The 13012-nt window shown below is 73.0% G+C and carries 6 protein-coding genes and 4 pseudogenes; 7 read left to right on the plus strand and 3 right to left on the minus strand.

Annotated elements, in window-relative coordinates; genetic code table 11:
* The first annotated feature begins 37 nt into the window (after positions 1 to 37).
* Positions 38 to 996: pseudogene (gene miaA, locus QUE40_RS05755) on the plus strand (tRNA (adenosine(37)-N6)-dimethylallyltransferase MiaA).
* A pseudogene (gene dapF, locus QUE40_RS05760) lies at positions 993 to 1860 on the plus strand (diaminopimelate epimerase). The pseudogenes miaA and dapF overlap by 4 nt, the downstream one beginning before the upstream one ends.
* On the opposite strand, the pseudogene QUE40_RS05765 reads toward dapF, so the two are convergent.
* Positions 1835 to 2478 (minus strand): annotated as a pseudogene (locus QUE40_RS05765) (class I SAM-dependent methyltransferase). The pseudogenes dapF and QUE40_RS05765 sit on opposite strands and share 26 nt — an antisense overlap.
* Before the next feature lie 11 nt (positions 2479 to 2489).
* Positions 2490 to 3464, minus strand: coding sequence for a non-homologous end-joining DNA ligase (ligD, locus tag QUE40_RS05770; protein ID WP_289233025.1), 975 nt, complete (start codon positions 3462 to 3464; stop codon positions 2490 to 2492).
* Positions 3465 to 3586: 122 nt separating this feature from the next.
* Here ligD and hflX point away from each other — a divergent pair, with 122 nt between their 5' ends.
* The 5 genes and pseudogenes from hflX to holA all read left to right on the plus strand — a co-directional run bounded on the left by hflX (position 3587) and on the right by holA (position 11747).
* Positions 3587 to 5056, plus strand: coding sequence for a GTPase HflX (hflX, locus tag QUE40_RS05775; protein WP_142004788.1), 1470 nt, complete (start codon positions 3587 to 3589; stop codon positions 5054 to 5056).
* Between the two features lie 33 nt (positions 5057 to 5089).
* Entirely contained in the window at positions 5090 to 7705 is a 2616-nt protein-coding gene (locus QUE40_RS05780; protein ID WP_350227080.1) for an MGH1-like glycoside hydrolase domain-containing protein, read from the plus strand.
* A gap of 138 nt (positions 7706 to 7843) precedes the next feature.
* The gene (locus tag QUE40_RS05785; RefSeq protein WP_289232565.1) at positions 7844 to 8323 is read left to right on the plus strand and encodes a glutathione peroxidase; all 480 of its coding nucleotides are present in this window, start codon (positions 7844 to 7846) and stop codon (positions 8321 to 8323) included.
* A 184-nt stretch (positions 8324 to 8507) separates the two neighbouring features.
* Positions 8508 to 10732 (plus strand): annotated as a pseudogene (locus tag QUE40_RS05790) (ATP-dependent DNA helicase).
* Between the two features lie 58 nt (positions 10733 to 10790).
* Positions 10791 to 11747 carry a DNA polymerase III subunit delta gene (gene holA / locus QUE40_RS05795; protein WP_289232566.1) on the plus strand — a complete coding sequence of 319 codons (957 nt, stop codon included), beginning with the start codon at positions 10791 to 10793 and terminating at the stop codon, positions 11745 to 11747.
* A gap of 192 nt (positions 11748 to 11939) precedes the next feature.
* Here holA and QUE40_RS05800 read toward each other — a convergent pair whose 3' ends face one another.
* Entirely contained in the window at positions 11940 to 12803 is an 864-nt protein-coding gene (locus QUE40_RS05800; protein ID WP_236022261.1) for a S1 family peptidase, read from the minus strand.
* Positions 12804 to 13012 lie beyond the last annotated feature (209 nt).

The raw sequence follows: 13012 nt of genomic DNA on the forward strand, positions 1-13012 counted from the left end.
TGGCCGCCAGGCCGGCAGGGGTGGCACGATGCCCGCGATGAGTGACGACGTCGCGTCCCGGTCGGATCGCCGGCACCCGGTGGTCGCGGTGGTCGGACCCACCGCGACGGGCAAGTCCGACCTCGGGGTCGAGCTGGCCCTGCGGCTCGGGGAGAGGTCGTCAACGCCGACGCGTCCCAGCTCTACCGCGGCATGGACATCGGCACGGCCAAGCTGAGCCCCGCCGAGCGGCGCGGTGTCCCCCACCACCAGCTCGACGTCATCGACGTGACCGACGAGGCGAGCGTCGCCGCCTACCAGCAGGCCGCCCGCGCCGACATCGACGCGATCAGCGGCCGCGGCGCGGTCCCGGTCGTCGTCGGCGGGTCCGGGCTCTACGTGCGGGCAGCGCTCGACCGGTTGGAGATCCCGCCCACCGACGCCGCCGTGCGCGCCCGCTGGGAGTCGCGCCTGGCGGCCGAGGGCCCAGCCGCGCTGCACGCCGAGCTCGCCGCTCGCGACCCCGCCGCCGGCGCCGCGATCCTCCCCAGCAACGGCCGTCGCGTCGTGCGGGCGCTCGAGGTCGTCGAGCTGACCGGCCGGCCGTACAGCGCGACCATGCCGACCCGCGAGCTCGTCCGTCCCACAGTCATGCTCGGCCTCCGGGCCGACCGCGACACCCTCGACCGACGGGTCGAGGCCCGCGCCCGGAGGATGTACGACCAGGGCCTGCTCGACGAGGTCCGCTCGCTCCTCCCGCACGGGCTTCGCGACGGGCGCACGGCCAGCCGCGCCATCGCCTACGCCCAGGCGCTGCGCGTGCTCGACGGCGCCCTGACGCCCGAGGACGCCGTCGCCGAGACCGCGCAGGCCACCCGCCGGCTCGTCCGGCGGCAGGAGTCGTGGTTCCGCCCCGACCCGCGCATCCACTGGCTCGACGCGACGGCGCCCGACCTGCTCCAGCAAGCGCGACGACTCGTGGAACGCCCAGCAGACTCTGCGACGATGGGCCGGTGACCACCACCATCCCGTTCGCCAAGGGCCACGGCACGCACAACGACTTCGTGCTCGTGCCCGACCCCGACGGCCGGCTGCCGCTCGATGCCGGCACCGTCGCCTTCCTGTGCGACCGCCGCGGCGGCATCGGCGGGGACGGTCTGATCCGCATCACCCGCGCGGCTCACGTCGACGACGTCCCGGAGGGCCTCGACCCGCAGGCGTGGTTCATGGACTACCGCAACGCCGACGGCAGCGTCGCGGAGATGTGCGGCAACGGCACCCGGGTGGTCGCCCAGTGGCTCACCGAGGCCGGCGAGATGCGCGACTCCGTCGACCTCGCGACCCGCGCCGGGGTGAAGCGGATCGTCAAGACCGACAACGGTTTTGCGGTCGACCTCGGCCCCTGGGGGCTCAGCCGCGCCGACGAGGCGCAGCAGCGCGGCATGGACAGCGTGGTGCAGGTCGTCGGCGCGCCCGACCCCTGCCCTCGCTCAGCCTCGACCTGGGCAACCCGCACACGGTGGTCGCGCTCCCGCCGGAGTTCGACCTGCAGGCCCTCGACCTGACCGCCGCACCCCACGTCGACCCGCACCCCCGCACGGCACCAACGTCGAGATCGTGCGCGCGATCGGCACCGGTCACATCGCCATGCGGGTGCACGAGCGTGGCGTCGGCGAGACCCAGTCGTGCGGCACCGGGGCGGCGGCCGCGGCCCTCGCGACCTGGTGGTGGGCCGGCCAGCCGCAGGACCAGCTCGACTGGCGGGTCGACGTGCCCGGCGGCACGGTCGGCGTGCACATCGCTCGTGACCGGGTGACCCTGTCCGGCCCGGCGGTCATCGTCGCCCGGGGCGAGGTCAGCCTCCCGGCTCCTCGCGGCTGACCCGCAGCACCCGGAAGCCCTTCGAGCTGGCCAGCCGCGCGGCGGTCAGGCCGGGCAGCTCCCGCCCGATCCAGCTCTGCAACGAGTCGGCCCCGAGGTTCTTCTGCACCACGAGGTATGCCCGCCCGCCCGGCGCGAGCCGGGGCAGCCAGGTGCGCAGCAGCTCGTGCAGCACCGCCTTGCCGACCCGGATCGGCGGGTTGGACCAGATCTCGTCGAACACGACGTCGGCCGGCACCTCGTCGGCGGTCACCGCGCGCACGCCGTCGCAGCCGAGCCGAACGGCGTTGCGCCGCAACAGATCCAGCGCCCGCTGGTTCACGTCGACGCCCCACACCGCGGCCTGCGGCTGGGCCAGCGCGAGCGACAGCGAGATCGGTCCCCAGCCGCAGCCGAGGTCCAGGAAGGTGCCGGGCGACCCGGGCAGGTCGACCTGGCGCAGCAGCACGGACGTCCCGGCGTCGATCCGCCCGGGGAGAAGACGCCGGGGGCCACCTCGACCTCGCGCGGGGCACCGGCGAGCTCGACGCTGAGCGTGCGGCGCTCGTCGGCGCTGGCCGGCTCGGCGGTGAAGTAGTGGTCGCCCGGCTCGTCGGGCCCGGGCCGCTCGGGGGTCACGTCGCAGGAGCCTAGGAGTCGTCGTCGCCGGGCACGTCGAGACCCTCCCGCTCGTCGCGGTCGGCCCACTCCAGCAACGGGGTGAGGTCGTGCTCGACGTCGTCGATGCCGGCGTGCAGGTCGCCCAGCTCGGCGAACCGCGCGGGCACGGTGGCCATGGTGAGCTCCTGCGGCTCCACGTCGGCGATCTCGTCCCAGCGGATCGGGGTCGACACGGTGCCGCGCGGGTTGCCGCGCACGCTGTAGGCCGAGGCGATCGTGTGGTCGCGCGTGTTCTGGTTGTAGTCGACGAAGACCGCCGCAGGGTCGCGGTCCTTGCGCCACCACGTCGTGGTCGTGTCCTGCGGTGCCCGCCGCTCGACCTCGCGGGCGAAGGCCAGGGCCGCCCGGCGTACGTCCGCGAACCCCCAGTCGGGCCGGATCCGCACGTAGACGTGCAACCCGTTACCACCGGAGGTCTTCGGGAAGCCGGTGATCTGCAGCTCGTCGAGCACCTCCTGCGCGACGCCTGCGACGCGGCGCACCCGGTCGAAGCCGGCCTCGGGCATCGGGTCGAGGTCGATGCGCCACTCGTCGGGACGCTCGGTGTCGGCGCGGCGGCTGTTCCACGGGTGGAGCTCCACGGTCGACATCTGCACCGCCCAGATCACCGACGCCAGCTCGGTGACGCACAGCTCGTCGGCCGTGCGGTCATACCTCGGGAAGGTCACCCGCACCGTCTCCAGCCAGTCGGGTGCCCCGCGCGGGACCCGCTTCTGGTGCACCTTCTCGCCGGCGAGGCCCTCGGGGTAGCGGTGCAGCATGCACGGCCGCTCGTAGAGCGCCCGCACGATGCCCTCGCCGACCGCGAGGTAGTAGTCGGCGAGGTCGCGCTTGGTCGCCCCCGTCTCGGGGAAGTAGACCCGGTCAGGGCTGGAGAGGCGTACGACCCGCTCACCGACCGTCAGCTCCACCGGTTCGCCGTGCTCGGACTTCTTGCCCGCCATCTCGCCTCCGCCGTTGCGCCGCGACGCCGCCCCGGACGCCGCGACCCAGGCTGCCACCTCGGGCTCCCGCGGGGAGTAAACAACTCGCCCGCGGCGTTGACGGGTGAGAACCTATGGAGAACATGACTGAACGAGACGAGCTGCTGAGCGGCCGCGCCGAGGCGCTGGCCGCCACCAACGACACCGACCCGCGCTACGACGAGTCCGGCTTCCTCATCGACGGTTACGACGGCGAACAGCTGGACCGTCAGGAGCGTGCTGCGCTGCGCCGGGTCGAGGGCCTGAGCACCGAGCTGCAGGACATCACCGAGGTCGAGTACCGCCAGCTCCGCCTGGAGCGGGTCGTGCTGGCCGGCGTCTGGTCCGAGGGGACCGCCGAGGACGCCGAGAACTCGCTGCGCGAGCTGGCCGCGCTGGCCGAGACGGCCGGTTCGACCGTGCTCGCCGGCGTGATCCAGCGCCGCAGCCGGCCCGACCCCGGCACCTGGATGGGTTCCGGAAAGGCCGAGGAGCTGCGCGAGGTCGTGATCGCCGAGGGCGCCGACACCGTCATCGCCGACAGCGAGCTCGGCCCGAGCCAGCGCCGCGCGCTGGAGGACATCGTCAAGGTGAAGGTCATCGACCGCACCGCGCTGATCCTCGACATCTTCGCCCAGCACGCGAAGTCCAAGGAGGGCAAGGCGCAGGTCGAGCTGGCCCAGCTGAGCTACCTCCTCCCGCGCCTTCGCGGGTGGGGTGAGTCCATGTCGCGCCAGGCCGGTGGTCAGGCCGCCGGCGGCCAGGGCATGGGGTCGCGCGGTCCGGGTGAGACCAAGATCGAGCTCGACCGGCGTCGCATCAACAGCCGGATGGCCAAGCTCCGCAAGGAGATCGCCACGATGAAGACCGCCCGCGACACCAAGCGTCACTCCCGGCGGTCGAACCACGTGCCGAGCGTCGCGATCGCGGGCTACACCAACGCCGGCAAGTCCTCCCTGCTCAACCGGCTGACGGGTGCGGGCGTGCTGGTGCAGAACCAGCTGTTCGCGACCCTCGACCCGACGGTGCGTCGCGCCGAGACCCCCGACGGCCGCCTCTACACGCTGGCCGACACGGTCGGGTTCGTGCGCGCGCTGCCGCACCAGCTGGTCGAGGCGTTCCGCTCCACGCTGGAGGAGGTCGCCGACTCCGACCTGCTGCTGCACGTGGTCGACGGTTCCCACCCCGACCCCGAGTCGCAGATCTCCGCGGTGCGCGCGGTGCTCGCCGACGTGGGCGCGACCTCCGTCAAGGAGATCATCGTCGTCAACAAGGCCGACCTCGCCGACCCCGAGGTCGTCGACCGGCTGCTGCGCAGCGAGAAGCACGCCATCGCGGTGTCGGCCCGCACCGGCGCCGGCATCGACGAGCTGCGCCGGCTGGTCGCCGACGAGCTGCCGCGGCCCGACATCCGGGTCGACGTGGTGCTGCCCTACGACCGCGGCGACCTGCTCTCCCGCCTGCACGACGAGGCCGAGATCATCTCGACCGAGCACGAGGCCGACGGCACCCACGTCCACGCGAAGGTGACTCCGACCCTGCAGGCCGAGCTCGAGGCGTACGCCCGCGTCTGAGCGAGCGGTTCGCGCGCCCCTATCCTCGGGCGCGTGAGCACACCGAAGCCCACCGCCGAGCACGCCCGCCTGGCCGAGTCCGAGGACGACCTCGCCCCGTGGCGCGTCTGGGGTCCCTACCTCAGCGCGCGGCAGTGGGGGACCGTGCGCGAGGACTACTCCGCCGACGGGAACGCCTGGGACTCCTTCCCGTTCGAGCAGGCGCACACCCGGGCCTACCGCTGGGGTGACGACGGGATCGCCGGCCTCACCGACCGCTACGGCTTCCTCAACGTCGCGGTGGCGTGCTGGAACGGGCGCGACGACCGGCTCAAGGAGCGGCTGTTCGGGCTCACCAACGGGCAGGGCAACCACGGCGAGGACGCCAAGGAGTACTGGTGGCACCTGGACGCCACTCCGACCCACTCGTTCGCGCAGTACCTCTACCGCTACCCGCAGGCCGCGTTCCCCTACGCCCGGCTGGTCGAGGAGAACGCCCGGCGCGGCCGGGACGAGGACGAGTTCGAGCTGTCCGACACCGGCGTGCTCGAGGGCGACCGGTTCTTCGACGTCGTGACCACCCACGCCAAGAACGGTCCGTTCGACGTGGTGGTGCGCATCGAGGCGACCAACTGCGGACCCGACCCCGCGCCGCTCGACCTGGTGCCGCAGGTGTGGTTCCGCAACACCTGGTCGTGGGGTCGCGACGACCGGCGGCCGTCCCTGCGCCGCGACGGAGACGGGTTGCTGCTGCAGCACGACTGGCTTGGCGAGTATCGGCTGACGCTCGATCCTGGTGCCCGAATCTTGTTGTGCGACAACGAGACCGACGTCATGGCGACGTTCGGCGGTGCGGACGGGCAGCCGGCGTACCCGATCACGGCGGTCGACCGGGCGGTCGTGCACGGCGACGACTCGCTCCTCGCGCCCGACGACCACGCCGCGACCAAGGCCGGGCTGTGGTGGCACTTCGAGCAGGTCGCACCGGGCGAGACGGTCGGCGTGACGCTGCGGCTGACCCGCACCGACCAGGACGCCGGCGCGACCGCCGACGAGGTCGTCGCCCGCGGGCGCCGCGAGGCCGACGAGTTCTACGGCCAGGTCATCCCGGCCGGCACCAGCGAGGTCGACCGGCAGGTGGCCCGCCGCGCGTTCGCCGGGCTGCTGTGGTGCAAGCAGCTCTACCGCTACGACGTGCGGCAGTGGCTCGAGGGCGACCCGGCGCAGCCGGCCCCGCCGCCCGAGCGGCTGCAGCCCCAGCCGGCGGGTCGTAACACCGACTGGCGCACGCTGTCGCTGGCCGACGTGATCTCGATGCCGGACGAGTGGGAGTACCCCTGGTTCGCGTGCTGGGACCTGGCGTTCCACACGGTGGCGCTGGCCCACCTCGACCCGTGGTTCGCCAAGGAGCAGCTGGTCCTGATGTGCCGCGAGTGGGCGATGCATCCCAACGGCCAGCTCCCGGCGTACGAGTGGAACTTCTCCGACGTCAACCCGCCCGTGCACGCGTGGGCGGCCTGGCAGGTGTACGAGCTCGACGGCCGGACCGACACCGGGTTCCTCGTGCGGATCTTCACCAAGCTGCTGCTCAACTTCGGCTGGTGGGTCAACCGCAAGGACTCCGACGACTCCAACCTGTTCGAGGGCGGCTTCCTCGGGATGGACAACATCGGCCCGTTCGACCGCTCCGCCCCGCTGCCGGAGGGGCAGCGGCTGGAGCAGTCCGACGCGACGAGCTGGATGGCGTTCTTCTGCCTGTCGATGCTGCGCATGGGGTGGGAGCTGGCGCGCATCGACCGGGCCTGGGACGACACGGCCACGAAGTTCCTCGAGCACTTCCTGTCGATCGCCGAGGCGATGGACAGCTTCGGCACCACCAACGTCTCGCTGTGGGACGAGGGCGACGGCTTCTTCTACGACGTGGTCGTCGACGACGACGGCAGCGTCACGCAGGTGCGGGTCCGCTCGCTCGTCGGGCTGCTGCCGCTGCTCGCGGTCGTCTGCGAACCCGACTGGGTGCGAACGGATCTCGCCGACTACACCGCTCGGATGGGGTGGCTGCTGGAGCGGCGCCCGGAGCTCACCGACGCGGTGGTGCACAGCGAGCACGACGGCAGTCCCGACACCACGCTGTCGGTGCTCACGAACGAGCGGCTGCAACGGCTCCTCGCGCGGATGCTCGACGAGGGGAGTTCCTCTCGCCGCACGGCATCCGGTCGCTGTCGGCGGTCTACCGGCAGGGCACGACCGTGCCGATCGACGGGGCCGACCTGCCGATCGCGTACGAGCCCGCCGAGTCGCGCAGCAACCTGTTCGGCGGCAACTCCAACTGGCGCGGACCCGTGTGGTTCCCGATCAACCTGCTGCTCACCGACGCCCTGCGCACCTTCGCCACGGACATGGCCCGCGACCTGCAGGTGGAGTTTCCCACCGGGTCGGGTCGGCAGGCCGGTCTCGTCGAGGTCGCCGACGCGATCGACGACCGGCTCATCGCGCTGTTCCGGCCCGACGCGTCGGCCGACGGGCGGCGGCCGAGCGACCCGGTTCACGTGCCGACGGGGGAGCGGTGGCAGGCGCACCCGACGTTCAGCGAGTACTTCCACGGCGACACCGGCCGCGGCCTCGGCGCCTCCCACCAGACCGGCTGGACCGCCGGCGTCGCCCACCTGATCTGCCGCCCGCGCTGAGCTGAGCCGGCCCCTCCCCGCCCCGAGTCCGTCCGCATGAAACCGGGTTACGTGCATGTGACCCTGATCCAGTGGGGTCAGATGCACCTAACCCGGTTTCATGCCGGCGTAGCCTCCGACCATGACCTCCCTCTCGCAGTTCAGCGCCACCACGATCAGCGGCGAGGACAAGCCGCTGTCCGACTACGACGGACAGGTCGTGCTGGTCGTCAACACCGCGAGCGAGTGCGGTTTCACCCCGCAGTACGCCGGGCTCGAGGAGCTGCAGGGCAAGTTCGCCGGCCGCGGGTTCACCGTGCTGGGCTTCCCCTGCAACCAGTTCGGCGGGCAGGAGCCGGGTGACGCGCAGCAGATCGGCGCGTTCTGCGAGAAGAGCTACGGCGTCACCTTCCCGATGTTCGACAAGGTCGAGGTGAACGGCTCCGGCGCGCACCCGCTCTTCGCGTGGCTGCGCACCCAGAAGTCGGGGCTGCTCGGCGACCGCATCAAGTGGAACTTCACCAAGTTCCTGCTCGGCCGCGACGGGCAGGTGATCGAGCGCTACGCCCCGACCACCAAGCCCGAGGCGCTCGAGGCCGACATCGAGCGCGCGCTGGGCTGACGCGCCCGGGCCCGCACCCGCGCCGGAGGCCCGTTCCGCTGGTGCGGTGCTCCGCCGGAGGGTGCGCTGAGGCGCACGGTTCTGCGGTGGTCCGCGAGGGCGTACGCCCGCGGCGGAGCCGCCGTGCACCGCACCTGGGGACGACGCTCCGACCCGTGCGCCGGATCGGCCTACCCTGGGCCGCATGCCACCGACGCCCTCGCTCGACGAGCTGATCCATCAGGCGGTCACGGCGATCGGGGGACCGAGCGCCCCGGCCAGGTCCAGATGGCGCACGCGGTCGCCGAGGCCGTGCAGACCGGCGAGCACCTGCTCGTCCAGGCCGGGACGGGCACCGGCAAGTCGCTGGCCTACCTCGTGCCGGCCGTGGTGCACGCCCAGCGCAGCTCGCGCCCGGCGATCGTCGCGACTGCGACCCTGGCCCTGCAGGCGCAGATCGTCGACCGCGACCTGCCCCGGCTTGCCGACGCGCTGCAGCCGGTGCTGGGCCGCCGCCCGACGTACGCCCTCGTCAAGGGCCGCCGCAACTACCTGTGCAAGCACAAGCTCGAGGGCGGTTACCCCGACGACGACGAGGGCCTGCTCTCCGTCGGTGAGGTCGACTCCGCCGCCGGGCGCGTCGGCCAGGAGGTCGTGCGCCTGCGCGAGTGGGCCGACGAGACCGAGTCGGGCGACCGCGACGAGCTGGTGCCCGGGGTGTCCGAGCGGGCGTGGCGGCAGGTGTCGGTCTCGGCCCGCGAGTGCCTCGGCAGCAAGTGCCCGATGGTGCAGGAGTGCTTCGTCGAGCAGGCGCGGGCCGTGGCGAAGGACTCCGACGTCGTCGTCACCAACCACGCGTTCCTCGCGATCGACGCCTTCGAGGGGCGGCACATGCTGCCCGAGCACGACCTGCTGGTGATCGACGAGGGCCACGAGCTCGTCGACCGCGTCACCTCGACCATCACCGACGAGATCGCCGCCGGCTCGGTCGCGGGCGCCGCCAAGCGGGTCGGGCGGCTCGCCGAGACCGAGGCGCTGGTCGACGCCGGCGAGGGCCTCGGGCAGGCGCTGGGGCAGATCGCCGAGGGGCGGGTGCTCAACCTGCCCGAGGTGCTGGTCGCTGCGCTCGGCCGGGTGCGCGACACCTCGCGCGACCTGCTGTCGGAGCTGAAGTCGCAGGGTTCCGGCGAGGGCGACGGCGGCCGCCAGATGGCCCGCGCCGCTGTGCAGGAGCTGTTCGACATGGCCGAGCGGGTGCTCGAGCAGCGCGAGCTCGACGTGGTGTGGGTCTCCGAGGACCCCCGCCGCGGCCCCGTGCTGCGGGTGGCGCCGATGAGCGTCGCGATGCTGCTGCGCGACGCGATCTTCGACGAGCGCACCGTGGTGCTGACCTCTGCGACCCTCGAGCTCGGCGGCACCTTCGACGCCGTGGCCGGGCAGCTCGGCCTGCGCGGCGAGGGCGGCCCGAAGTGGCGCGGCCTGGACGTCGGGTCGCCGTTCGACTACCCCCAGCAGGCGATGGCGTACGTCGCCCAGCACCTTCCCGCGCCCGGTCGCGACGGCATGTCGGGGCAGGCGTTCGACGAGATCGAGGCGTTGATCCGCGCGGCCGGCGGCCGCACGCTCGGGCTGTTCTCCTCGCGCCGCGCCGCCGAGGCGGCGGCCGAGGAGATGCGCGCCCGGTTCGGCGACGAGATCCCCGTGCTGTGCCAGGGCGACGACCAGCTGCCCACGCTGGTGCGCCAGTTCGCGGCCGACGGCCCGACCTGCCTGTTCGGCACCCTGTCGCTGTGGCAGGGCGTCGACGTGCCCGGCTCGGCCTGCCAGCTGGTGATCATCGACCGCATCCCCTTCCCCCGCCCCGACGACCCGCTGTCGTCGGCGCGCTCGCAGGCGATCGCCAAGATGGGCGGCAACGGGTTCATGGCCGTCTCGGCGACCCACGCGGCGCTGCGCCTGGCGCAGGGGGCCGGCCGGCTCGTACGCCGTTCCACCGACCGCGGGGTCGTCGCCTTCCTCGACTCGCGGATGATGACGGCCCGCTACGCCGGGTTCCTGCAGCGCTCGCTGCCGCCGTTCTGGCCCACGACCGACCGCACGCTCGTGCTCAAGGCGCTCGGCCGGCTGGACGCGACGGCGCCCGAGGTCGTCGGGGTCGACACCCCGGCGCTGCGCGGGGTCGGCGGGGGAGCGCCGGCCACCCCGGCGCCCGACGCCCCCGTGCCCGACGCACCGGTCGCGACACCGGTCGCCGACTCGGCGCGCACCGCCGTGACCGACGGCCGGGCCTGGAGCGAGGAGGACGACGAGGAGCTGCGCGACGGCGCCGACATGGGCCTGACCGTCGAGGAGCTCGCCGACCACCTCGACGTCTCCGCCGAGCAGGTGAGCGCCCGCGCCGGCCAGCTCGGCCTGGCGCTCGAGGGGTGAGCGCCGCGGCCGGGGCAGCGCGCGTCCCCGTGTCGGTGGCGCCTGGCAGGCTGGCCCCGTGAGCGTGCCACCCCTGGTCCTGATCTCCGGGCCCGAGCAGGTCATCGCCGACCGGGCGCTCGCCGAGACGCTCGACGCGGTGCGCCAGGACGATCCCGAGGCCGAGATCATCCGCATCGACGGCTCGGCCTACGCCCCCGGCGACCTCTCGATCCACACCAGCCCGAGCCTGTTCGGCGGAACCAAGGTCGTCGTCGTGCGTGACCTCGACGAGGGCACCGACGCGCTGATCGACGAGCTCACCACCGTCGTGCAGCAGGGCGTCGACGGCGTGCTGATCGTCACCCACAAGAGCGGCCAGCGCGGCAAGCGCGCGCTCGACGCGATCAAGAAGGCCGGTCCGCGGGTCGTCAACGCCCCGGCGATCAAGAGCGACCGCGACAAGAGCGCCTTCGTCACCAACGAGTTCCGCGCCCGCCGGCGCAAGGTCACGCCCGACGCGGTGCGCGCGCTGCTCGAGGCCGTCGGCAAGGACCTGCGCGAGCTGGTGCAGGCCTGCCAGCAGCTGGTCGACGACACCGAGGGCCTCATCGACGCCGACGTGGTGGCGAGATATCACGGCGGCAAGGTCGAGGCCACCGGCTTCCGGGTCGCCGACGCCGCCGTCGCGGGCGACGCCCCCGAGGCGCTGCGCCTGCTGCGGCACGCCCTCGCGAGCGGGGTCGACCCGGTGCCGATCGTCGCGGTGCTCGCGAGCCAGCTGCGCCAGGTCGCCCGGGTGGCCAGCGCCGGCCGCGGCCGCTCCGACCAGCTCGCCAAGCAGCTGGGCATGGCCCCCTGGCAGATCGACCGCGCCCGCGCCGCCTCCCGCGGCTGGGACGGCGACCGCCTCGGCCGGGCGATCCAGGCGGTCGCCGCCGCCGACTTCGACGTCAAGGGCGGCGGGCGCGACCCGGTCTACGCCGTCGAGCGGGTCGTCCTGGAGATCACCCGCCAGCGGCACGCCACCGCCTGACCGCCCGCAGACCCTCGCCCTGTCCCCGGCGAGCCCCGCCTCGGCATCCTCCCGCGCACCCGCCTGCCCGCCGGACCGCCCGCGTGACGACGGCGGACCAGAAACCACGACGGCGGCACAGATCAGATCTGTGCCGCCGTCGTCGTACGTGGGCCGCCGTCCTCGGGCGGCGGGCCCCGCGCGGAGCCGGTCTCAGCCGGCCGTCACGCCGAACGTCGCCAGCCAGTCCTGCACGCCCTGGATGTCGACGCGCTGCATGCCGTCGAGGTAGCGGCAGTTCTGGGTGTAGCCGTAGCTGGTGACCGTGACGACCTGCCCCTGGTAGAACGTCGGGCCGCCGGAGTCGCCGAAGCAGGACCCGCCGCCGCCGCGCACGTCGTTCGGGTTGCCGTTGAGCTGCAGGATCTGCGGCGTCAGCTTCTGCCCGGGCGCGGTGGTGTTGCGCCGGATCAGCGGGTAGCTCATCGGCGTCGGCTTCTGCGGGCCGCTCTCGGGCTTGCGCACCTCGGTGCCGTATCCGACGATCGTGAACAGCGTGTGCGCCAGTTGCGACCGCGGGATCTCGTCCAGCGTGCCGACGGGAGCGATCTCAGCGGGCTCGATGCCGGTGATCGGCTCGTCGAGCACGATCACGCCGACGTCGTTCCAGTTCGCCATGTCGGTGAAGTCGGAGTAGTCGGGGTGGCTGTAGGCCGTGCCGATGTACCAACCCTCCTCACCCGCGATGTCCTCGGGCGTGTAGCCGACGGAGGGGTCGGACGCCTCCGGGATGCCCGACGGGGGCTCCTCGGCGATGACCGGGTCGAAGGTGACGATCGTCTGGCCGACGGTGCCGCTGGTGCAGTGCGCCGCGGTCAGCAGCACGGTCGGGCTGACCAGCGTGGCGCTGCAGCGATAACGACCGGTGCCGTCGTAGAACAGGATCAGCCCCACGTTGGGGTGCTGGTTGCCGTCCGGCTCGCCGCCGGTGATCGCGGTGGCACGCAGCGCGGGCGCGAACATCATCGCCATGGCCACCAGGATCACGGCGATGAAGCGCCGATAGGTGCGGGTCACGGGTTCTCCCTTGTCCGGTGTGCGGATCCCCGAGACTTCGCAGTCAACTCCCGCCCGGGCGGGGTGTCCAGCGATTCCCGCGATTGACGTACGTCCTCGCCGGGCTCCGCGCGGCCGGCTCGTTTTGGGGGAGCGGCGCCAGCGCTGGTAACTTTGTTCATTGCGTGCGCGCTCTGGTCGTGCGCGCATGCAAGCACCAACCACCGCCG

Origin of the sequence: Barrientosiimonas endolithica (assembly GCF_030296655.1) — a bacterium.
GTDB lineage: Bacteria > Actinomycetota > Actinomycetes > Actinomycetales > Dermatophilaceae > Barrientosiimonas > Barrientosiimonas humi.